This window comes from Enterobacter sp. RCC_40, assembly GCF_041360735.1.
Classification (GTDB): domain Bacteria; phylum Pseudomonadota; class Gammaproteobacteria; order Enterobacterales; family Enterobacteriaceae; genus Enterobacter; species Enterobacter ludwigii.
Genome location: NZ_JBFUPR010000001.1, coordinates 704,305 through 726,081 on the forward strand (window position 1 = coordinate 704,305; position 21,777 = coordinate 726,081).

18 protein-coding genes are annotated in these 21,777 nt (G+C 57.7%); 14 read left to right on the forward strand and 4 right to left on the reverse strand.

Translation table 11 applies throughout. The features are described 5' to 3' along the window. Positions 1–197: 197 nt before the first annotated feature. From hemA to kdsA, 6 genes are read left to right on the forward strand one after another with little or no spacing between them, the layout of a single operon-like run. On the forward strand, positions 198–1,454 hold the full coding sequence (gene hemA / locus AB6731_RS03260; protein ID WP_014170500.1) for a glutamyl-tRNA reductase: 1,257 nt from the start codon (positions 198–200) through the stop codon (positions 1,452–1,454). A 41-nt stretch (positions 1,455–1,495) separates the two neighbouring features. Next, positions 1,496–2,578, forward strand: coding sequence for a peptide chain release factor 1 (prfA, locus tag AB6731_RS03265; RefSeq protein ID WP_020882346.1), 1,083 nt, complete (start codon positions 1,496–1,498; stop codon positions 2,576–2,578). After that, a complete protein-coding gene (gene prmC, locus AB6731_RS03270; protein WP_163304355.1) occupies positions 2,578–3,408 on the forward strand; it encodes a peptide chain release factor N(5)-glutamine methyltransferase in 831 nt (276 codons plus the stop codon). Before prfA ends, prmC begins: the two co-directional genes overlap by 1 nt. Next, a complete protein-coding gene (sirB2, locus tag AB6731_RS03275; protein WP_020882348.1) occupies positions 3,405–3,797 on the forward strand; it encodes an invasion regulator SirB2 in 393 nt (130 codons plus the stop codon). The genes prmC and sirB2 overlap by 4 nt, the downstream gene beginning before the upstream one ends. A gap of 3 nt (positions 3,798–3,800) precedes the next feature. Continuing rightward, positions 3,801–4,610 carry an invasion regulator SirB1 gene (gene sirB1, locus AB6731_RS03280; RefSeq protein WP_014170496.1) on the forward strand — a complete coding sequence of 270 codons (810 nt, stop codon included), beginning with the start codon at positions 3,801–3,803 and terminating at the stop codon, positions 4,608–4,610. Positions 4,611–4,646: 36 nt separating this feature from the next. Continuing rightward, entirely contained in the window at positions 4,647–5,501 is an 855-nt protein-coding gene (gene kdsA / locus AB6731_RS03285; protein ID WP_014170494.1) for a 3-deoxy-8-phosphooctulonate synthase, read from the forward strand. Between the two features lie 92 nt (positions 5,502–5,593). Here the strand turns inward: kdsA and chaA are convergent, their stop codons facing one another. After that, complete coding sequence (gene chaA, locus AB6731_RS03290) at positions 5,594–6,688, reverse strand: sodium-potassium/proton antiporter ChaA (RefSeq protein ID WP_020882349.1); 1,095 nt, start codon at positions 6,686–6,688, stop codon at positions 5,594–5,596. A 269-nt stretch (positions 6,689–6,957) separates the two neighbouring features. Between chaA and chaB the strand changes: the two genes are divergently transcribed. After that, a complete protein-coding gene (gene chaB, locus AB6731_RS03295; RefSeq protein ID WP_032680829.1) occupies positions 6,958–7,188 on the forward strand; it encodes a putative cation transport regulator ChaB in 231 nt (76 codons plus the stop codon). 177 nt (positions 7,189–7,365) lie between these two features. After that, on the forward strand, positions 7,366–8,061 hold the full coding sequence (locus tag AB6731_RS03300; RefSeq protein ID WP_020882351.1) for a gamma-glutamylcyclotransferase: 696 nt from the start codon (positions 7,366–7,368) through the stop codon (positions 8,059–8,061). 40 nt (positions 8,062–8,101) lie between these two features. On the opposite strand, the gene AB6731_RS03305 is transcribed toward AB6731_RS03300, so the two are convergent. From AB6731_RS03305 to AB6731_RS03315, 3 genes are all read right to left on the reverse strand, one after another. Beyond that, the gene (locus AB6731_RS03305) at positions 8,102–8,341 is read right to left on the reverse strand and encodes a DUF1883 domain-containing protein (RefSeq protein ID WP_014170489.1); all 240 of its coding nucleotides are present in this window, start codon (positions 8,339–8,341) and stop codon (positions 8,102–8,104) included. 211 nt (positions 8,342–8,552) lie between these two features. Beyond that, positions 8,553–10,337, reverse strand: coding sequence for a methyl-accepting chemotaxis protein (locus tag AB6731_RS03310; protein ID WP_014170487.1), 1,785 nt, complete (start codon positions 10,335–10,337; stop codon positions 8,553–8,555). A gap of 106 nt (positions 10,338–10,443) precedes the next feature. After that, positions 10,444–10,797 (reverse strand): DsrE/DsrF/TusD sulfur relay family protein, encoded by a 354-nt coding sequence (locus AB6731_RS03315; protein ID WP_020882353.1) that lies wholly within the window; start codon positions 10,795–10,797, stop codon positions 10,444–10,446. A gap of 72 nt (positions 10,798–10,869) precedes the next feature. Here AB6731_RS03315 and nasR point away from each other — a divergent pair, with 72 nt between their 5' ends. The 6 genes from nasR (at position 10,870) to AB6731_RS03345 (ending at position 21,705) form a co-directional block, all read left to right on the forward strand. Further along, on the forward strand, positions 10,870–12,054 hold the full coding sequence (gene nasR, locus AB6731_RS03320) for a nitrate regulatory protein NasR (RefSeq protein ID WP_371005881.1): 1,185 nt from the start codon (positions 10,870–10,872) through the stop codon (positions 12,052–12,054). A gap of 228 nt (positions 12,055–12,282) precedes the next feature. Then, positions 12,283–13,530 (forward strand): CmpA/NrtA family ABC transporter substrate-binding protein, encoded by a 1,248-nt coding sequence (locus tag AB6731_RS03325; RefSeq protein ID WP_032678342.1) that lies wholly within the window; start codon positions 12,283–12,285, stop codon positions 13,528–13,530. Between the two features lie 2 nt (positions 13,531–13,532). Continuing rightward, the gene (gene ntrB, locus AB6731_RS03330) at positions 13,533–14,414 is read left to right on the forward strand and encodes a nitrate ABC transporter permease (RefSeq protein ID WP_014170482.1); all 882 of its coding nucleotides are present in this window, start codon (positions 13,533–13,535) and stop codon (positions 14,412–14,414) included. A 9-nt stretch (positions 14,415–14,423) separates the two neighbouring features. Beyond that, positions 14,424–15,212 (forward strand): ABC transporter ATP-binding protein, encoded by a 789-nt coding sequence (locus AB6731_RS03335; protein WP_014170481.1) that lies wholly within the window; start codon positions 14,424–14,426, stop codon positions 15,210–15,212. Between the two features lie 11 nt (positions 15,213–15,223). Then, positions 15,224–19,210, forward strand: a complete 3,987-nt coding sequence (gene nirB / locus AB6731_RS03340) for a nitrite reductase large subunit NirB (RefSeq protein WP_371005882.1) — start codon at positions 15,224–15,226, stop codon at positions 19,208–19,210. Next, positions 19,207–21,705 (forward strand): molybdopterin-dependent oxidoreductase, encoded by a 2,499-nt coding sequence (locus AB6731_RS03345; RefSeq protein WP_371005883.1) that lies wholly within the window; start codon positions 19,207–19,209, stop codon positions 21,703–21,705. Before nirB ends, AB6731_RS03345 begins: the two co-directional genes overlap by 4 nt. Positions 21,706–21,777: the final 72 nt, after the last annotated feature.

Here is a 21,777-nt window from a genome sequence, read left to right on the forward strand (position 1 = left end):
AGGACAAATCCTTGAGATACGTTGCAGTTATAACTGTTAATGCTAGCGTCGAAGGGTGCCACCGTCTACGTTCAAATTATCTCAAAGCATTGTATAAGCTATTACTCCGAAAGGGGGCAGTCTCTTTTATTGATCTCGCGCATCCTGTATGATGCGTTCTGCTAACCTTATTAACGCTGGTACTACTCCCGCTCAACATGACCCTATTAGCACTCGGTATTAACCACAAAACAGCCCCGGTTTCGCTGCGAGAACGCGTCACGTTTTCGCCGGATACGCTTGACCTGGCGCTGGACAGCCTGCTTGCACAGCCGATGGTGCAGGGTGGCGTGGTGCTCTCGACGTGCAACCGTACTGAACTCTACCTAAGCGTTGAAGAGCAGGACAACCTGCATGAAGCGCTGATCCGCTGGTTATGTGATTATCACAACCTCAACGAAGAAGAGCTGCGTAATAGCCTGTACTGGCATCAGGATAACGATGCAGTCAGCCATCTGATGCGTGTGGCCAGCGGCCTGGACTCGCTGGTGCTCGGCGAGCCACAAATTCTCGGTCAGGTGAAAAAGGCGTTTGCCGATTCGCAAAAAGGGCATCTGAAAGCCAGTGAACTGGAGCGTATGTTCCAGAAGTCATTCTCCGTGGCGAAGCGTGTGCGAACAGAAACCGACATTGGTGCCAGTGCGGTTTCTGTTGCTTTCGCGGCCTGTACCCTGGCCCGTCAAATCTTTGAATCCCTGTCGACCGTCACTGTGATGCTGGTCGGGGCGGGCGAAACCATCGAACTTGTGGCGCGCCATCTGCGCGAACACAAAGTTAAAAAGATGATTATCGCTAACCGTACCCGCGAACGTGCACAGGTGCTGGCGGACGAGGTGGGTGCCGAGGTGGTTGCGCTGAGCGACATTGATGAGCGCCTGAAAGAGGCAGATATTATCATCAGCTCTACCGCCAGCCCGCTGCCGATTATCGGTAAAGGGATGGTCGAGCGAGCGCTGAAATCCCGCCGTAATCAACCGATGCTGCTGGTGGATATTGCCGTCCCGCGCGATGTCGAACCGGAAGTCGGTAAACTGGCGAACGCCTACCTTTACAGCGTGGACGACCTGCAAAGCATCATTTCGCATAACCTTGCCCAGCGTAAAGCGGCGGCGGTTCAGGCGGAAACCATTGTAGAGCAGGAAACAAGTGAGTTTATGGCCTGGCTGCGCGCGCAAAGCGTCAGCGAGACTATCCGTGAGTACCGCGGTCAGGCGGAGCAGGTGCGTGATGACCTGACCGCCAAAGCGCTGGCCGCCCTTCAGCAGGGCGGCGACGCAGAAGCCATTATGCAGGATCTGGCCTGGAAACTGACCAACCGCCTGATCCATGCACCAACCAAATCCCTTCAGCAGGCCGCCCGTGACGGGGATGATGAACGCCTGACTATTCTGCGCAACAGCCTCGGGCTGGAATAGCGCCCTATACCCATTTTCTATTACAAGGTGCATTTACGCCTATGAAGCCTTCTATCGTCGCCAAACTGGAAGCTCTGCACGAGCGCCATGAAGAAGTACAGGCGCTGCTCGGCGATGCCGGGACCATTGCTGACCAGGAACGTTTTCGCGCGCTCTCGCGTGAATACGCGCAGTTGAGTGATGTATCAAAATGCTTTACCGACTGGCGACAGGTCCAGGAAGATATTGAAACCGCGCAGATGATGCTCGACGACCCTGAAATGCGCGAGATGGCGCAGGAAGAGTTGCTGGACGCAAAAGCGCGTGCTGAAGAGATGGAGCAACAGTTGCAGGTGCTTCTGCTGCCAAAAGATCCGGACGATGAGCGTAACGCCTTTGTCGAAGTCCGCGCCGGGACCGGCGGTGACGAAGCGGCACTGTTTGCCGGCGATCTGTTCCGTATGTACAGCCGCTACGCCGAAGCGCGTCGCTGGCGCGTTGAGATTATGAGCGCCAACGACGGTGAACATGGCGGCTACAAAGAGGTTATCGCTAAAATCAGCGGTGACGGCGTGTACGGTCGTCTGAAGTTTGAATCCGGCGGTCATCGCGTGCAGCGCGTACCTGCCACCGAATCTCAGGGGCGAATTCACACTTCTGCCTGTACGGTTGCAGTGATGCCAGAGTTGCCTGAAGCAGAATTGCCGGACATCAACCCGGCGGACCTGCGTATCGATACCTTCCGCTCCTCCGGGGCAGGTGGTCAGCACGTTAACACCACCGATTCCGCTATCCGTATTACCCACCTGCCAACCGGCATCGTGGTGGAGTGCCAGGACGAACGTTCACAGCACAAGAACAAAGCCAAAGCCTTATCCGTGCTGGGCGCGCGTATCCACGCGGCTGAAATGGCAAAACGTCAACAGGCGGAAGCCTCCACGCGTCGTAACCTGCTGGGCAGCGGCGATCGCAGCGACCGTAACCGTACCTATAACTTCCCGCAGGGCCGTGTTACCGACCACCGCATCAACCTGACCCTGTACCGTCTGGACGAAGTGATGGAAGGAAAGCTGGATATGCTGATTGAGCCTATCGTGCAGGAATACCAGGCCGACCAGCTGGCAGCACTGTCCGAGCAGGAATAATGGAGTTTCAGCACTGGTTAAGGCAGGCCGCCAGTGAGCTTTCCGCGAGCGAAAGCCCTAAACGTGACGCCGAAATTTTGCTTGAGTTTGTAACGGGGAAAGCCCGCACTTACCTGCTGGCTTTCGGCGAGACCCAGCTGAGTGCTGAGCAGGAAGCGCAGCTCGCTACGCTGCTTGCCCGACGCAAAACCGGTGAGCCGGTGGCGCATCTGGTCGGGGAGCGTGAGTTCTGGTCACTGCCGTTGTACGTCTCCCCAGCGACCCTGATCCCCCGTCCGGACACTGAGTGTCTGGTGGAGCAGGCGTTGTCGCGTTTACCCACACAAGCCTGCCGAATTCTCGATCTTGGAACCGGCACTGGTGCAATTGCCCTGGCGCTGGCCAGCGAGCGTCCGGACTGCGAGGTGACAGCGGTTGACGTGATGCCCGATGCGGTAGCGCTGGCGCAGCGTAACGTGGCGCGTCTGGGCTTCCCGAACGTCACCGTTCTGCAAAGCAGCTGGTTTAGTGCGCTGGATAACCGCACGTTCGGGATGATTGTCAGCAACCCTCCCTATATCGACGAGCATGACCCGCACCTGACGCAGGGGGACGTGCGTTTCGAACCGCTGACGGCGCTGGTCGCTGCCAACGAAGGGCTGGCGGATATTGTGCATATTGTGACAACGTCACGACAGCATTTGCTCCCCGGCGGCTGGCTGCTGGTCGAGCACGGCTGGACGCAAGGGGACGCGGTGCGTGACGTGTTCATCGCTGCAGGTTATCGTGCGGTGGAAACCTGTCGCGACTATGGCGGCAACGACCGTCTGACGCTGGGACAATGGGCATGAGTCTCTTTACCGTGCTGATCACGGCCCACCTGATAGCCGTTGCCCTGACCATCAGCTTTTTCATCGTCCGTTACGGGTGGCGTTACAGCAATAATCCGCTGATTGACGCCCGCTGGGTGCGTATTGCGCCGCACTGTATTGACACGGTGCTGTTTCTCTCGGGGGCCGGATTAATGTGGAAGACCGGCTATCTGCCATTTACTGATAAAGGCGCATGGCTGACTGAAAAGCTGTTTGGCGTTATCATCTACATCGTTTTGGGTTTTATCGCGCTTGGGCGTCGTCGTCCGCGCAGCCAGCAGACCGGTTTTATCGCCTTTCTGCTGGGGCTGGTGGTGCTGTACATCATCATTAAACTCGCCACCACAAGAATACCGTTACTGGGGTAAGTCATGAGGTCCTTAGCCGATTTCGAATTTAATAAAGTGCCGCTTTGCGATGGCATGATCCTGATTTCGGAGATGATCCGCGACGATTTTACGTCGCAATACGTCTACGAAGAGCTGGAGAATCTGGTCAGCCTGGCGCGTGAAGAGATCAATCAGGCGCGCCCGCAGGACTGGCAATTAGAGAAGCTGCTTGAGCTTTTCTACGGCGAATGGGGTTTCTGCGACACGCGTGGCGTGTATCGTCTGTCTGACGCACTATGGCTGGATCAGGTCTTGAAAAATCGTCAGGGCAGCGCGGTTGCGCTGGGTTCCATTTTGCTGTGGGTCGCGCATCGTCTGGATATTCCACTGGTGCCGGTCATTTTCCCGACGCAGATGATCCTGCGAGCGGAGTGGCTGGACGGTGAGATGTGGCTCATCAATCCGTTTAACGGCGATACGCTGGATGAGCATACGCTGGACGTCTGGTTAAAAGGCAATATCAGCCCGGTTGCCGAGCTCTTTAATGAAGATCTCGACGAGGCGGATAACGCCGAGGTGATCCGTAAACTGCTGGATACGCTGAAATCTGCGCTGATGGAAGAGCGTCAGATGGAACTGGCATTACGTGCCAGCGAAGTGCTTCTGCAGTTTAATCCGGAAGATCCGTACGAAATCCGCGATCGCGGGCTGATTTATGCCCAGCTTGATTGCGAGCATGTGGCGCTGAACGATCTGAATTATTTCGTTGAGCAATGCCCGGAAGACCCGATTAGCGAAATGATTCGTGCGCAGATCAACGCGATCTCGCACAAACAAATTACACTGCATTAATCTTAATTCCGATTCACACCTGAATAAGGCGATCCTATGAAACAAAAAGTGGTTAGCATTGGTGATATCAACGTGGCAAACGACCTGCCGTTCGTGCTGTTTGGCGGTATGAACGTGCTGGAATCCCGTGATCTCGCGATGCGTATCTGCGAGCACTACGTGACCGTGACCCAGAAACTGGGTATCCCGTACGTGTTTAAGGCCTCTTTTGACAAAGCCAACCGTTCCTCCATTCACTCTTACCGTGGCCCGGGCCTGGAAGAGGGGATGAAAATTTTCCAGGAACTGAAACAGACCTTTGGCGTGAAAGTGATCACCGACGTGCACGAAGCTTCTCAGGCGCAGCCTGTTGCGGACGTTGTCGACGTTATCCAGCTGCCAGCGTTCCTGGCACGTCAGACGGACCTGGTGGAAGCGATGGCGAAAACCGGCGCGGTCATCAACGTGAAGAAACCTCAGTTCGTGAGCCCTGGCCAGATGGGTAACATCGTCGATAAATTTATCGAAGGCGGCAACGATAAAGTGATCCTGTGTGACCGTGGCGCAAACTTCGGTTATGACAACCTGGTCGTTGATATGCTCGGCTTCAGCGTGATGAAGAACGTGTCCAACCAGTCTCCGGTCATCTTCGATGTGACCCATGCGCTGCAGTGCCGCGACCCGTTTGGTGCAGCTTCTGGCGGCCGCCGTGCGCAGGTCACCGAGCTGGCGCGCGCCGGTATGGCGACTGGCCTGGCCGGTCTGTTCATTGAAGCGCACCCGGACCCGGACAACGCGAAGTGCGACGGCCCGTCCGCATTGCCGCTGGCTAAACTGGAGCCGTTCCTGAAACAGATCAAAGCGATTGACGATCTGGTGAAGAGTTTCGACGAGCTGGATACCAGCCACTAATAAAAAAACCCGCTTCGGCGGGTTTTTTTTGGTTATTCCTCTCCCGATGGAAGAGGTGTCGGGTGTGGCCTCAGAGCCTCACCGAACAACGCTTAGGCAAATATCGTCATCAGATAGGCCACAAACAGCGCCATGTGCGCCGCGCCGTTCAGCACGTTGGTGCGCCCGGTCGAGAAGGATATCTGACACAGCAGCAGTGAAGCTACCATCACAATCATCTCTGGCGCACCCAGCGCAAACTGCAGCTCGTTACCGGTCATAAAGGCAATCAGCGTTACTACCGGCACGGTGAGTGAGATAGTCGCCAGGACCGAGCCAAAGAACAGATTCATTGCGCGTTGCACCTGATTGTTCAGCACCGCCCTCAACGCCCCCAGACCCTCAGGCGACAGGATAAGCAGCGCCACCAGGAAACCGGTAAACGCGACCGGGGCATTCAGCTCGGTTAACAGCGTCTCCAGCGGGTTGGCGTTCATTTTGGTCACGGCGATAACCGCAATCAGATGTACGATCAGCCAAACCGTATGCCACGCGCTGCTGTGAGCCGACGGCTTACCGTGATGCGGGTCGTCGCCGTCATCTTCATGTTCATAGACGAACAGGCTCTGGTGCGTTTTGGTCTGAATCAGCAGGAATACGCCGTACATGGCTGCGGAAATCAGCGCAACCAGCAGCGCCTGACCGGTTGAGAAGTTGGCCCCCGGCAATGCCATCGGGAAGACCAGCACAATAATTGCCAGCGGGAAAAGGGCAATCAGATACTGTTTAATGCCGAACAGATTCATGTACTGGGTCGCAAATTTGCGGCCGCCCAGTAACAGTGAAAAGCCCACCAGACCACCTGTCACAATCATAATGATGGAGTAGAGGGTGTCACGCATCAGGGTCGGTGCGGCGTCACCGGTCGCCATCAGCGCGGAAATCAGGCTGACTTCGAGGATAACCACCGAAAGGCTGAGAATTAGCGAGCCGTAAGGCTCACCCAGGCGGTGGGCTAATACGTCCGCATGGCGAACAACGCTAAAGGCGCTGGTTAAGATACCCACCAGAGCAAGAATATTGATACCAACTACCACTGGCAGTGACTGACTGCTTCCCCAGAAGAGCAGCACAGCCAGTGCCAGGACCGGGAAAATGAGTGATGTCTCCTTGTGGCGGGTCTTCACCGCCTCGTGTGCTGCTGTCATGTGCTTCTCCATCAATGCAGGTGCTTGTAATTATAGATAGAATTTTCGGTCATTAAATTAACAGATTTCTGTTAAATACCCTTGATTTTTTACTCAATTTTACTGTTTGTAATGTTTTGGCTTTGGGGTGTCGATAATGGAACGTGTTCTGTAATTAATCCTTTAATAACATAATATTAAAATTATCATTTACGCATAATTCTCAATTGACTGGCACCATGCCGTATCGTCGTCCACACTTATCTCTTTAACCAAAAGAGGGGTTAGCGATGCCATATAAAACGAAACGCGAATTACCAGACAGCGTGCAACACGTATTGCCCGCGCACGCGCAGGATATCTACAAAGAGGCCTTTAACAGCGCCTGGGATCAGTACAAAGATAAAGAAGATCGACGTGATGATGCCAGCCGTGAAGAGACCGCGCACAAAGTCGCCTGGGCCGCAGTAAAACATGAATATGAGAAAGGAGACGACGATAAATGGCATAAAAAGAAATAGCCGTGAAATCATTCGCTGCCTTCGTTTTGACTTTTCAGGCGGTTGAACTTCCGTTGTATTGCAACTGGCCCGTGAATTGCTTATCGTTACTCAACTGCTGGCAAAATGACCAGCACACAATGCCGGGAAGGCGGATTACAGATGTCGCAAGGAAGCATGCAGTGGCGGAGGTGGAAAGTGTTAACGCGTGATTTCTTAATGAAGGCAGATTGTAAGACGGCATTTGGTGCTATTGAGGAATCGCTTCTCTGGTCAGCTGAACAACGTGCGGCGTCGCTCGCTGCCACGCTGGCGTGCCGCCCGGATGATGGCCCGGTATGGATTTTTGGCTACGGTTCGCTGATGTGGAACCCGGCTCTCGAATTTGTCGAATCGGCAACAGGTACACTTCCTGGCTGGCATCGCGCATTTTGTTTGCGCCTGACGGCCGGTCGAGGTAGCGCGTGTCAGCCTGGACGCATGCTTGCACTAAAAGAAGGCGGACGCACCACGGGGGTGGCCTACCGTCTGCCGGATGCAACGCTGGAAGACGAACTGACGCTGCTGTGGAAGCGCGAGATGATCACCGGCTGCTATATGCCGAGCTGGTGCAAGCTGGAACTCGATGACGGACGTACCGTTAACGCGCTGGTGTTTATTATGGATCCGCGCCATCCGCTGTATGAAGCGGATACCCGCACGCAGGTTATTGCCCCGTTGATCGCTGCCGCCAGTGGGCCGCTGGGCACCAACGCGCAGTATCTCTTTTCGCTCGACCAGGAGCTGACGCGCCTCGGCATGAAGGACGATTGTCTGAATGAGCTGGTGGTGAAGGTGAAAGCGCTGCTGGAAGGGAACCCGCTGAATAATACGCTGCGTCCCGGTTTTGCCTGAGAATGCACCCGGCTGCGTAAGCAGACCGGGCGTTTGTGACTTATGCAGCAACGTAGCTTACGGAATGCTCCAGTGACTGGCTATGGCTGTCAATCAGAACATCCCACGTGCCGGTGTACGGCACGGTAAGCCATGCCTTGTCATCCTGCACGGTCAGGATATCCGCCTGCGAGTGTTGTTGTGCTTTCGAACTCATCAAATGAATGCGGCAGCGCTCAGAACACCGCACCACGACCGTATCCCCGCCAAACAATTTCAAACTTGTTTTTACCAGTGCCATTTTTTACCCCGTAGTCTTAAACAACGCTCTCCCTGCTGCCATATCCGAGCGTGATATTGTTCACAATTCACTCATGGCATAACACCAAAGGGGGAGGGTGAGGATGCTGACTTTGATCAAAAAATGGCGTAACGATTAAACAAAAATGACAAAATTCCTGAAAATTTATCCTGGCGCGCGTTTTACCCGGTGAACGCGCGCCACCCTAACATTAAATGCGGAAATGCCCGGCAGTTTCAGCAAGGTCGCCCGCCTGGCTCTGCAGCGCGCCGGCTGCAGCCGCAGATTGCACCACCAGTTCGGCGTTCTGCTGAACCATTCTGTCCAGATGGGTCACCGCATGGTTAATCTCCTGGATGCCTTTCATCTGCTCGCTGGTGGCGATGGAGATTTCACGCATGATGCCCGACACGCTACCGATGCTGGAGCGGATTTCGTTCATGCTTTCCCCGGCCAGATGAACGTAGCGGGAGCCGGTAGCCACGCTGTTGGTGGTGGAATCGATAAGCGTTTTAATCTCTTTCGCCGCCTGCGCGCTGCGGCTGGCCAGATTACGCACTTCGCCGGCCACCACGGCAAACCCACGCCCTTGCTCTCCGGCGCGTGCGGCTTCCACCGAGGCATTCAGCGCCAGGATATTGGTCTGGAAGGCAATCCCGTCAATCACGCTGGTGATGTCGCCAATCTTCGCGGAAGCCACTTCAATGGACTGCATGGTGCTGATGGCCTGAGATACCACCTCGCCACCGCGAGCCGCCGCCGCAGAGGCCTTACTCGCCTGGTCATTGGCTTCAGCCGCAGACTCGTTCGACTGGGTTACCGACGCGGTGATCTCTTCCACGGCGCTGGCCGTTTCGCGAAGGCTGGAGGCGGCCTGCTCGGTACGCCCTGAGAGGTCCTGGTTACCTGCCGCAATTTCCCGCGCGGCGTTTTTCACCGATGCGCTGGCATCCCGCAGTTGTACCATCACCACCGAGAGCTTGTCGCTGAAGGCGTTAAACGCCTGCGCTATTTGCGCCACTTCGTCATCGCCGCTGTCCGGCAGGCGTTGCGACAGATCGTTAGTGCCGTTCGCAATGTTATGCATCGCATCGCGAATGTCAGACAGGCGCTTCAGCAGACGCGCAATCAGGAAGTGAACAATGGCGCCGCTGAGTAAGGCCAGGATCACCAGCGAGATGGCCGAGGCTTTCAGCAGCGAGCGCATTCCGGAGGTGGCATCGCCTGTGTCCAGGGCAACAACCAGCATCCAGTTCGTACCCGGCACGGCGGTTGCCACGAAGGTTTTTTCGGCGCCATTGAAGGTCCCGTTTACCGGGTTTCCGCTTTTCAGCGCCGCAAAGTCGATGCCTTTGAGGGTTTCGGCGAACGGTTTAAGCGTCAGGGCAGGGTCGCTGGCGGCAATGACGGTGCCATCGCTATTCAGCAGCAGCCCGCTGCTTGCCGGGGTTGGGTGGATCCCGCGCACATTAGCAACCACGCTGTCCATCGCCACATCGCCAGCCACCACGGCTTTCAGGGTACCGTTTTCTTTCACCGGCACGGCAAACGTCACCACCAGTTTTCCGCTACCAGCGTCAACATATGGCGCGGTCACGACCGGGCTATCCTGGCTTACGACCTGCTGATACCAGGGACGGATCGTGGGGTCATAATCCGCCGGTACGCCCGCTGGTTCAGAGAATTTCGCCGTTTTGCTGGCATAGCCAACGTATACGTTAGTGAACCCACCCGCCTGGGCAAGCTGTTTAAAGACCGGAACCGGATCGTCACTGAGCGCAACGGTTTGTGCGGAGGCGATAACCGTCATTTTGCTCTTCACCCAGTCCGCAATCGCCATGTTATGGCTGGCGCTGGTGCTGGTCAGGATGTCACGCTGCGACTGCTGGTTATCCTGACGTGTGACCTGAAAATTGATGACAGTATTAAGAAGAAGGGCGACGACCAGACAACCTGTCGTCGCGGCAATGATGCGTGCACGAATGGATCTGAACATAAGTGAAATACCTGCTGTGTTGTTTCCATGCCTATCGGCAACCCTGCAGGTAAACTTGATGCTGAAACCGCGTCCATAAGAAAATAATATTTTTACGGGTTTATTATTAAAAAGTTAATACTTTATCGGCGCGCAGAGTCCACTCGGCCAGCTCAACGAGCGTGCCGATTTCCACACCTTCAATCAGCGGCAATCCCGTGATGCCGCGCCCGTCGGTGCAGGTCTTGCACAGTTTGACCGGAACGTTTTGCGCGGTCAGGATCTCCAGCATCTGCTGGATGTTGTAGCCTTCTGCCGGTTTTTGCCCCTTCAGCCCGGCGGTGACCGCATCCGACATTAAAAAGAGCCGCAACTCCAGTTCACTCTCTTTATCACGTAGCGCGATCGCCAGACGCAGGCTGTTAAAAAGGGATTCGCTGCCGTAAGCCGCACCGTTGGCGACGATAACAATCTTTTGCATGTTGACTCCTGTTCTTTTAAAGGCACGAATATTGCTTAGCTATCCAGGGTTTCGCTGTCCGGGAGAGTAAGCATGACATTAATGGCTGGCATTTCGCCAGGTGCGACCGAATGGCTCCAGCGTGCAAGGTCGATGCGCCGGGAGCAACTGAGCAGGCTGGCACAGCTTGGCGTGCTGGTTAACGCCATCAGCCTGCTGGTGCATATGCTGCAGTGCGAGCGTGGAGCCTCTAACGTCTGGCTCTGCTCACAGGGTAAGCTGTACGCTGCCGAATGCAAAGCGAGCCGGGCGCTGGTGAATGAGAACCTCACTGCGCTTTATGACGTTCTGGATAATCACTCCCCGTTCCAGGGCAGCGGCGTGTGCGAACGTATAGCCGGCGCGCTGCTCAGTCTGGATAACCTGTCAGCCCTTCGTGACGGCGTTATTCAGCAAACCATTACGGCCCCGCAGGCGATGGATCACTATTGTCGCATCCTGCGTCATCTGCTCAGTATCGTACCGCAGCTTAATGACAGCATTGACGATCCGCAAATCGCAGGCCGTTTTGTCGCGCTTTATAGCCTGATGCAAGGTAAAGAGCTGGCGGGACAAGAGCGGGCGCTGGGCGCGATTGGCTTCACGCAGGGCTATTTTGACGATGGCATCCGTCAGCGGCTGGTGGACCGGATTGACGGACAGCAGGCCTGCTTCGAGATTTTCATGACCCACAGCACGACGGATGTGCAAACCACCTTTTCCCAGAATTGCCAGCCTGACCGTGAGACGGAACAACTGAGGCGCGTGGCCTGTACCCGCCAGCCAGCCGCTGACAATGGCCATACCGCACTGGCCTGGTTTGCTCTGCAAACGGCACGCCTTGAGCATCTGCGCACCCTGGAGGAGATGGTTATCGCCGATCTGATGATCGCGGTGGACGAGCGTATCCATCGCCAGGAGGAGCACACGCTACCGGCTGAGGAGCAGGACGATCCGCTGGCCTCTTATCCGGATAAGCCCTTGTTAACCCTGGTTCGCCAGCAGGCGCGCGAGATAGAACAGCTTTCCCGTCAGCTCGCGTCACTGCGCGATACGCTCGAAGAGCGCAAAACCATCGATAAAGCGAAAAGCGTACTGATGACCCATCAAAAGATGAGTGAGGAACAGGCATGGACGGCGCTGCGTAAAATGGCGATGGACAAAAACCAGCGCATGGTAGATATCGCCCGCGCGCTGCTCACCGTGAAGAGCTTGTGGCAGGTAACCCCTAAGGAGTAGCTGCACAATCAGTGGGCATTTAGTGCCTGATTGAGGTGCGCGGTCGTGGAGATTTCCCGGTAAACGCCCGGAAAACAGGGCAGTAAAACCTGGCATTCCCTTTGCATTATCTGATTAACCATTTTTGACGGTGCGCCAACGGCGGTGCATCTGTCTTCGGGATAAAGGCGTCCAGCGGTGCTTCGGCACGGGTGGGCGCTTTTTTTTGTCTTTTTTTCAGGAGTGGTCATGGCGGATTTGTCGAGACGGCGGTTTTTACAGGCCAGCATGCTGGCGAGCGGCGCCATGTTGTTACCGGGTGTCATGCAGGCCGCGTGGGCGGCAGGCTCGGATAAACCGGAGCAGGAGACGGTGCGCATCGGGTTTATACCGTTAACCGACTGCGCGCCGGTGGTTATCGCGGCGCTGAAGGGGTTTGATAAAAAATATGGCATCACCATCGTGCCAACCAAAGAGGCAAGCTGGGCAGCCGTGCGCGATAAGCTGGTGGCCGGCGAACTGGACGCCGCCCACATTCTTTACGGCCTGCTGTACGGGCTGGAGCTGGGTCTTGCCGGTAAGCCACAGCAGATGGCAAACCTGATGACCCTGAACCAGAACGGTCAGGCCATCACGCTCTCCAGCGATCTGGCAGAGAAGGGCGTTCGCGATCTCGACGGGCTGAAAACGCTGATTGGGCAGCAGGCACCGGGCACTTACACCTTCGCACACACTTTCCCGACCGGTACGCATGCGATGTGGCTCTACTACTGGCTGGCCAGCGCGGGCATTAATCCGTTCGATGACGTCCGGACCGTGGTTGTGCCGCCGCCACAAATGGTGATGAACATGCGGATTGGCAACATGGTCGGCTTTTGCGTTGGTGAGCCGTGGAATGCGCGCGCCATTAACGACCGCATCGGGTTTACCGCCGCAACGTCCCAGTCGATCTGGGCCGATCATCCGGAAAAAATTCTTGGCACACGCCGCGACTGGGTGGAGAAAAACCCGAACACCGCGCGGGCGCTGGTGAGTGCGGTACTGGAAGCCGCACGCTGGATCGATGCATCACCAGACAACAAACGTGAGACCGCCCAAATCCTCGCTCGCCGGGCGTGGCTGAACACCAAAGAGCAGTATCTCACCGGACGGATGCTGGGAGAGTACGACAACGGGCTTGGCCAGCGCTGGCAGGATGCGCATCCGATCCGTTTCTTCAACGAGGGAGCCGTCAGCTATCCGTACCTCTCCGACGGGATGTGGTTTTTAACCCAGTTCCGCCGCTGGGGCTTGCTCAAATCGGCGCCGGATTATGCCGCCATCGCGCAGCGCATTAACCAGACCTCGGTCTGGCAGGATGCCGCCACGGCGGTGGGAGGCATATCCACCCCGTCATCACCGTATCGCAGCAGCACCCTGATGGACGGTACCGTCTGGAACGGTACCGATCCGGACGGTTACGCCAACCGCTTCGCTATTCACCGTAAAGGGGCCTGATTATGCAGCATCTGCACAGCACGAAATCGAAAGACGAGACGCCGGCGAGCGGGGAAGTGATTACCCTCCCTCCGGTACAGGTTCGCCGCCGCGCACCGACGTTCACGCGACGGATGAATGACCTTCTGCAGCGCGTGATCCCGGCGCTGCTGGGGCTCGGGTTACTGGTGTTGCTCTGGCAACTGGCCGCGATCAACAGCAAAGGGTTCCCGACGCCGCTCAGCACGCTGGATTCCGCGTTAACGCTCTTCGCTGACCCGTTTTACCGCGACGGGCCAAACGATATGGGTATCGGCTGGAACGTGCTCGCTTCGCTGCAGCGCGTGGCGGTGGGCTTTGGTCTGGCGGCGCTCGCGGGGATCCCGCTCGGTTTCCTGATCGGTCGCTTCACCTTTTGCTCGCGCATGTTCAGCCCGTTGATCGCACTGTTACGCCCGGTCAGTCCTTTAGCCTGGCTGCCTATCGGCCTGCTGCTGTTCCAGAAAGCGGAACCCGCCTCCAGCTGGACCATTTTTATCTGTTCAATATGGCCAATGGTGATTAACACCGCTGAAGGGGTACGTCGTATTCCGCAGGATTACCTCAACGTTGCCCGCGTGCTGCAGCTCTCCGAGTGGACCATCATGCGGCGAATCCTCTTCCCGGCCGTGCTGCCCGCGGTGCTGACTGGCGTTCGCCTCTCTATTGGCATCGCCTGGCTGGTCATTGTCGCCGCCGAGATGCTCACCGGTGGGCTGGGGATCGGCTTCTGGATCTGGAATGAGTGGAACAACCTCAACGTCGAAAACATTCTCATCGCCATCGTCATCATTGGCGTGGTCGGGTTGCTGCTGGAGCAGGGGCTGATGCTGATCGCCCGTCGCTTTAGCTGGCAGGAAAAATAAGGAGCGAAGATGAAACCATTAATTCAGGTCCAGGCCGTGAGCCAGCGTTTTTCTACCGCCAGCGGCGAGTTTCTGGCGCTACAGAACGTCTCTTTTGATATTCACGAAGGCGAAACCGTCAGCCTGATTGGCCACTCCGGGTGCGGCAAATCGACGTTGCTCAACCTGATTGCCGGGATCACCCTGCCGACCGAAGGTGGGCTGATTTGCGATAACCGCGAAATCGCCGGGCCAGGACCGGAGCGTGCGGTGGTGTTTCAGAACCATTCTCTGCTGCCGTGGCTCACCTGCTTCGACAACGTTGCGCTGGCGGTGGATCAGGTCTTTCGCCGCACCATGAGCAAGGCGGAGCGCAAGGAGTGGATTGAACACAACCTCGATCGCGTCCAGATGGGGCATGCCCTGCATAAACGGCCTTCGGAAATTTCCGGGGGCATGAAACAGCGCGTTGGCATTGCCCGTGCGCTGGCGATGAAGCCTAAGGTCCTGCTGATGGATGAACCGTTTGGCGCGCTGGATGCGCTCACGCGCGCGCATCTGCAGGACTCGGTGATGCAAATCCAGCAGGCGCTGAACACTACCATCGTGCTTATCACCCACGATGTGGACGAGGCCGTGCTGCTTTCTGACCGGGTACTGATGATGACTAACGGCCCGGCGGCCACCGTCGGCGAGGTGCTGCACGTTGACCTGCCTCGCCCGCGCAATCGGGTTCAGCTGGCGGACGATAGCCGCTATCACCATATGCGTCAGCAGATCCTCCATTTCCTCTATGAAAAACAGCCTAAAGCGGCGTAACGGAGGCGGTGATGCGACTGATCGTTATCGGTAATGGGATGGCCGCAACACGGCTGATTGCCTCGCTGACCGAGCGTGCGCCCGGTCGCTTCACGATCACCGTGTTTGGCGAGGAGTCGGAACACGCTTACAACCGCATCATGCTCTCGCCGGTACTGGGCGGGGAAAAACAGGCGCAGCAGATCCGCCTGCAGGACGACGCCTGGTATCACGCACGGGGTGTGACGGTACGACGGGGCGAAAAGGTGCTTTCCGTGGATGTTGAGAAACGCGAGGTCCGTACCACAGCAACCACGCTGGCCTGGGACGAACTGGTCTTTGCCACCGGGTCGACGCCTTTTGTACCTCCCATTCCGGGCGGTGACGCTCCGCATGTCTTCACCTTCCGTACGCTGGCCGATATCCGCGCGATTCAGGAGAACCCGGGGCCAGCTGTAGTGCTGGGCGGTGGGGTGCTCGGCGTTGAGGTCGCTGCGGCACTGGCCCGGTCTTGTGACAACGTCACGCTGGTGCATCGTGGTGCGTGGCTGATGGAACAGCAGCTCGATCGCCAGGCAGGCGTTTTGCTTGAAGAGGCGCTGGCGGAGCGCGGCGTTCGCTGCGAACTGTCATCGGGAATGACCGCCATTGCGGCGGATGCCGTGACGTTACACAACGGACGCAAGATTAACGCCTCTCGCGTGGTGCTGGCGACCGGCGTGCAGCCCAATGTCGCACTGGCAAAAGGCAGCGGCATTCACTGTGTCCGCGGCATTGTGGTTAACCACCAGATGCAGACCTCAGTCCCGGCGATCAGCGCCATCGGTGAGTGCTGCGAAATCGACGGCCAGACGTTCGGCCTGGTCGCACCTTGCCTGGCGCAGGCGGATATCCTCGCCGCCCGGCTGGCTGGGGAGGCTAGCACGCCATTTGCCCTGACCGACAGCGGCATGCGCCTCAAAGTGCCCGGTGTGGAGCTGTTCAGCGCCGGGCGAGTAGAGGTTCTGCCAGACGATGTGGTCTGGAGCGCCTGGGATCCGCTGACCCGTCACTATCGCCGTTTGTTACTGCATCGCGGTGCGCTTGCTGGCGTGCTGCTGATGGGGGATTGCCGCAACGCGGCAACATTCACCGATTTACTGGCAACGGCTGCGCCCGCCCACGCGGACTGGCTGTTCAATCGATTCACTACGCAACCGCAGGTTGCAGGACAAAACGCTATGACAAAACCTACGCTGGTGGTGGTTGGACACGGTATGGTCGGCCATCATTTTCTCGAAGACTGTGTGAAGCGCAATTTGCACCGGCAGTACCAGATTATCGTTTTTGGCGAAGAGCGCTATGCCGCCTACGATCGTGTGCATTTGTCAGAGTATTTTGGCGGACGAAGCGCAGAATCGCTCTCACTGGTGGACGGTGATTTCTTTGCTGAACACGGCATTGAGCTTCGCCTCTCGCAGCAAATTGTGAGTATCGATCGCGACGCACACGTCGTGCGTACCGCCAGTGGGCATGAAACCCACTGGGACAAACTGGTGCTGGCGACCGGCTCTTACCCGTTTGTGCCTCCGGTACCGGGCAGCACGCTGCCAGGCTGCTTTGTTTACCGTACGCTGGACGACCTGGATAACATCGCCGCGCAGGCAAAGCAATCCCGTCGCGGGGTGGTCATTGGCGGTGGCCTGCTGGGACTGGAAGCCGCGAATGCCCTGAAACAGCTGGGCCTGGAAACGCACGTCGTGGAGTTTGCGCCACACCTGATGGCGGTACAACTCGACAACGACGGCGCGGCCATGTTGCGCAAAAAAATCGAAGCGCTTGGCGTGGGCGTTCACACCAGTAAAGCCACCACCGACATCGTCTCTGCGAACGGCGGGCTGGTGATGCGCTTTGCGGACGGTGAACAGCTGGAAACTGACATCGTGGTCTTCTCTGCAGGTATTCGCCCGCAGGATGCACTTGGGCGCAGCAGTGGCCTGGTGACCGGAGAGCGCGGCGGGATTTGCATTGATAACCAGTGCCAGACTTCCGATAAAGACGTGTTCGCTATCGGTGAGTGTGCACTGTGGGAGGGTAAAATTTTTGGTCTGGTCGCCCCGGGTTATCAGATGGCGCGGGTGGCATCGGCCACGCTGGCGGGAGAGGCGAGCGCCTTTACCGGGGCTGACATGAGCACCAAACTGAAGCTGCTGGGGGTAGATGTGGCCTCGTTTGGCGATGCCCATGGAAGAACGCCCGGCGCGCTAAGCTATCAATGGACGCATGGTCCGCAGCAAATCTATAAAAAGATCGTGGTCAGTGAGGACAATAAAACCCTGTTGGGCGGCGTACTGGTGGGGGATGCCAGCGAATATGCGACCCTGGTGCAGATGATGCTCAACGGCATAGCGCTACCCAAAGAGCCTGAAACGCTGATTTTACCTTCCTTCGCCGGGAGCGCGCCAAAAGCCCTCGGCGTGGCGGCACTGCCTGACAGTGCGCAGATCTGCTCCTGCCATAACGTCAGCAAAGGTGATATCTGTCAGGCGGTAAGTGCCGGTGCCGCGGATATTGGAGCCATAAAACAGTGCACCAAAGCCGCGACCGGTTGCGGAGGATGCAGCGCGCTGGTGAAACAGGTGATGGAGTACCAGCTTGCGGAGCAGGGCGTGGAGGTAAAAAAGGACATCTGCGAACACTTCCCGTGGTCGCGTCAGGAAATCTATCACCTGGTGCGCGTCAATCATATTCGTACCTTCGACCAGCTTATCAGCCGTTACGGGCAGGGGCACGGTTGCGAAATCTGTAAACCGCTGGTGGGGTCAGTGCTCGCCTCCTGCTGGAATGAGTACCTGCTGAAACCGGCACATCTGCCGCTGCAGGACACCAACGACCGTTACTTTGCCAATATTCAGAAAGACGGGACGTACTCCATCGTGCCCCGGATGCCTGCAGGGGAAGTGTCGGCCGACGGCTTGATAGCTATCGGCCAGATCGCCAAACGCTACCAGCTGTACAGCAAAATCACGGGCGGACAGCGTATCGACCTCTTTGGCGCCACGCTCGACCAGCTGCCGGCGATCTGGCAGGCGCTGGTGGAGGCCGGATTTGAGACCGGTCACGCGTACGGTAAATCCCTGCGCACGGTGAAATCCTGCGTCGGATCGAACTGGTGCCGCTATGGCGTGCAAGATTCCACGCGTCTCGCGGTCACGCTTGAGCACCGCTATAAAGGCTTACGCGCGCCGCACAAAATTAAAATGGCCGTGTCCGGTTGTACCCGTGAATGTGCGGAGGCTCAGAGCAAGGACGTGGGCGTCATTGCGACCGACAAAGGCTGGAACCTTTATCTCTGCGGTAACGGCGGCATGAAACCGCGCCATGCGGATCTCTTTGCCAGCGATCTGGATGACGAGACTCTGATCCGCACCGTCGACCGTTTCCTGATGTTCTACATCCGCACGGCGGATCGCCTGCAGCGTACCAGTACGTGGATGGACAATCTGGAAGGGGGGATCGACTACCTGCGCGAGGTGATTCTTCACGACAGCCTGGGCATTGCGCACGAGCTGGAACAGGAGATGGCTCGCGTGGTGGAAACCTACCAGTGTGAATGGCAGACCACGCTTAACGATCCGAGCCGTCTGGCGCTGTTCCGTACCGAAGTGAACCGTCAGCCGGTGGAGGAGAATAAACGCTGGCAAGCGGTCTGCGCTATCGATGAGATCCCTGAGCAGGCGGGGATCGGCGCCCGGCTGGGGCGAAAACCGATTGCGCTTTTCCGCTTTGGTCAATCTGTCTATGCCCTCGACGACCTCGAGCCGGGCAGCACAGCAAACGTGCTTTCACGCGGTATTCTCGGCGATGCTGCCGGCGAGCCGGTGGTCATCTCTCCGCTCTATAAGCAGCGTATCCGTCTGCGCGACGGCTGTCAGGCCGATAACGGGGAACCTGCGGTGCGCGCCTGGCCGGTGAAAATAGAAAACGGTCAGGTGTGGGTCGGGAACGACGCGCAGATCTTGCGTGCGGAGGCATCATGAATGAAACCCGAACGACGTGCCCTTACTGCGGGGTGGGCTGCGGCGTGATCGCAACGGTAGAGGGTGAGAAGGTTACCGTGCGCGGAGATGAACGCCATCCCGCCAGTTTTGGACACCTGTGCGTTAAAGGCTCGGCATTAGGCGAAACGACCGGTCTGCAGGGGCGACTGCTGCACCCGGTGGTCGACGGGCAGGAGGTGGAATGGTCCCGGGCGCTGGCGGCGGCAGGTAAACGGCTGCAGACCATCATCGACACCTGGGGACCGCAGGCGGTGGCGTTTTACGCCTCCGGCCAGCTGTTGACCGAGGACTATTACGCCGCCAATAAGCTGATGAAAGGGTTTATCGGTGCGGCAAACATTGATACCAACTCGCGGCTCTGTATGTCGTCCGCGGTGACGGGCTACAAGCGCGCGTTTGGTGAAGATGTGGTGCCGTGCAGCTATGAGGATGTGGAAAACAGCGATCTGGTGGTGCTGGTCGGGTCGAATGCGGCATGGACCCATCCGGTGCTGTATCAGCGGCTGGTACAGGCGCGCCAGAACAACCCTGCGATGAAAGTTGTGGTTATCGATCCGCGCAAAACGGCCACCTGCGATATTGCTGACCTGCATCTGGCGCTTACGCCCGGCAGTGACGCCGGGCTGTTTGTCGGTTTACTCAATCTGATTCAGGGAACCGACGCGTGGCCCATCGCCCGGGTGGCTGAGTTTTGTGGCCTCTCAACCGAGGACGTGGGGACCTTCTACGACTGGTTTGTGACTGCGCCGCGGGCCATCACGCTCTACACCATGGGTATTAATCAGTCCTCAAGCGGCAGCGACAAGTGTAATGCCATCATCAACGTCCATCTGGCCAGCGGAAAATTCGCCCGTCAGGGTTGCGGACCGTTTTCGCTGACCGGACAGCCTAACGCGATGGGGGGGCGGGAGGTGGGTGGGCTGGCGAACCAGCTTGCCGCTCACATGAATTTCGAGCCGGAGTCTCTTTCGCGGGTGGCGCGTTTCTGGGGTACGGAAAGACTGGCCCAGACGCCGGGCCTGATGGCGGTGGAGTTGTTTGATGCGATCGCCCGCGGCGAAGTGAAAGCGGTGTGGATCATGGGCACCAATCCTGCCGTCTCGCTGCCGGACAGCCACGCAGTGTGCCAGGCGCTGGAACATTGCCCGCTGGTGATTGTCTCCGAGGTGATGCAGGAGACCGACACCAGCCGCTATGCCCATATCCGCTTCCCGGTACAGGCGTGGGGGGAGAAAGACGGTACGGTAACCAATTCTGAGCGGCGTATTTCGCGCCAGCGCGCCTTTCTGCCGGCACCGGGCGAGACCAAACCGGACTGGTGGGTCATCGCCCGGGTGGCACAGGCGCTGGGCTTTGGTGAAGCCTTCGCCTGGGAACATCCGCAGCAAATTTTTTGTGAGCATGCTGCGCTCTCGGCCTTTGAAAATGACGGCGCGCGGGCGTTTAACCTTCATGAACTGACGTCACTTACCCGTGAGGAATGGGACCGGCTTGAGCCTTATCAGTGGCCAGCGGGGGCCTTTGCGCGCCGGGAAATTGTGCCGGTAGAGCCTCAACCACACGGTGCGGCAATAAACGCGCTATACCCGCTGATTCTCAATACCGGACGTATCCGCGATCAGTGGCACACCATGACCCGGACGGGGTACGTCCCGAAACTGATGCAGCATAGTGCTGAGCCGTGTGTTGAGATCGGCGCCGCCGATGCCATGCGCTTCTCACTGTACGACGGACAGCTGGCGCGCATCAGTTCTCCGCGTGGGGTGATGCTGGCAAGAGTGCGTATCACTGACGGGCAGCGAGAAGGTGAGCTGTTTGTGCCAATGCACTGGAATGCCCAGTTTGCCCGCCAGGGGAAGGTGAATGCGCTGGTGGAAGGGCGCTGTGACCCGCTGTCCGGTCAGCCCGAGAGTAAACAGACGGCCGTCAGGATTATGCCCTGGCAGCCGGGCTGGCAGGGCGAGCTTTATGCCCGTGAACTGCCGGAGCTTCCACCCTCTGTCTGCTGGTGGCGTAAAGTCTCACGTCTGACGGTGGCGGGGGATAAGCCGTTGCTGGCGTGGGTTATGCAGTACGCCAGTGAACGGGGCTGGCAGCTGCAGGTCGCGCAGACCAGCGAGCGCAGCAGCGTGCTGGCCTGGCATGACGGACAACTGATGCTCGGGTTCTGGGAAGGCACTGCGTTACCGACACTGGCGCACGCGGTAATTGAAGCCGCGTTTCGTTCACCTCCCGTGACGCTTGCTGAGCGCCACGCGTTGTTGAATGGACAGGGAACCGGGGACAGTGTCGATCCGGGCCGGATCATCTGCAGCTGTTTCAGCGTGGGGGAAAACGTCATACGCGAGGCGATTGGGGGAGGGTGTGATTCCGTCGCGGCGCTGGGTGCCAGGCTGCGCTGCGGAACGAACTGCGGCTCCTGTGTGCCTGAACTAAAAACAATGTTTCAGGATATTCCGGAAAATTCCTCTTAAGGCTGCAAAACGTGAGGAATAACGGTAAGGTACCCGGTGTTCTCACGTAAGCATCGGGTATTTCTTACGACG

Excerpts from the sequence above, each read along its gene's own strand:
- hemA (WP_014170500.1), top strand. The coding sequence starts at position 198 with ATGACCCTATTAGCACTCGGTATTAACCACAAAACAGCCCCGGTTTCG.
- prfA (WP_020882346.1), top strand. The coding sequence starts at position 1,496 with ATGAAGCCTTCTATCGTCGCCAAACTGGAAGCTCTGCACGAGCGCCAT.
- prmC (WP_163304355.1), top strand. The coding sequence starts at position 2,578 with ATGGAGTTTCAGCACTGGTTAAGGCAGGCCGCCAGTGAGCTTTCCGCG.
- sirB2 (WP_020882348.1), top strand. The coding sequence starts at position 3,405 with ATGAGTCTCTTTACCGTGCTGATCACGGCCCACCTGATAGCCGTTGCC.
- sirB1 (WP_014170496.1), top strand. The coding sequence starts at position 3,801 with ATGAGGTCCTTAGCCGATTTCGAATTTAATAAAGTGCCGCTTTGCGAT.
- kdsA (WP_014170494.1), top strand. The coding sequence starts at position 4,647 with ATGAAACAAAAAGTGGTTAGCATTGGTGATATCAACGTGGCAAACGAC.
- chaA (WP_020882349.1), bottom strand. The coding sequence starts at position 6,688 with ATGACAGCAGCACACGAGGCGGTGAAGACCCGCCACAAGGAGACATCA.
- chaB (WP_032680829.1), top strand. The coding sequence starts at position 6,958 with ATGCCATATAAAACGAAACGCGAATTACCAGACAGCGTGCAACACGTA.
- AB6731_RS03305 (WP_014170489.1), bottom strand. The coding sequence starts at position 8,341 with ATGGCACTGGTAAAAACAAGTTTGAAATTGTTTGGCGGGGATACGGTC.
- AB6731_RS03310 (WP_014170487.1), bottom strand. The coding sequence starts at position 10,337 with ATGTTCAGATCCATTCGTGCACGCATCATTGCCGCGACGACAGGTTGT.
- AB6731_RS03315 (WP_020882353.1), bottom strand. The coding sequence starts at position 10,797 with ATGCAAAAGATTGTTATCGTCGCCAACGGTGCGGCTTACGGCAGCGAA.
- nasR (WP_371005881.1), top strand. The coding sequence starts at position 10,870 with ATGACATTAATGGCTGGCATTTCGCCAGGTGCGACCGAATGGCTCCAG.
- AB6731_RS03325 (WP_032678342.1), top strand. The coding sequence starts at position 12,283 with ATGGCGGATTTGTCGAGACGGCGGTTTTTACAGGCCAGCATGCTGGCG.
- ntrB (WP_014170482.1), top strand. The coding sequence starts at position 13,533 with ATGCAGCATCTGCACAGCACGAAATCGAAAGACGAGACGCCGGCGAGC.
- AB6731_RS03335 (WP_014170481.1), top strand. The coding sequence starts at position 14,424 with ATGAAACCATTAATTCAGGTCCAGGCCGTGAGCCAGCGTTTTTCTACC.
- nirB (WP_371005882.1), top strand. The coding sequence starts at position 15,224 with ATGCGACTGATCGTTATCGGTAATGGGATGGCCGCAACACGGCTGATT.
- AB6731_RS03345 (WP_371005883.1), top strand. The coding sequence starts at position 19,207 with ATGAATGAAACCCGAACGACGTGCCCTTACTGCGGGGTGGGCTGCGGC.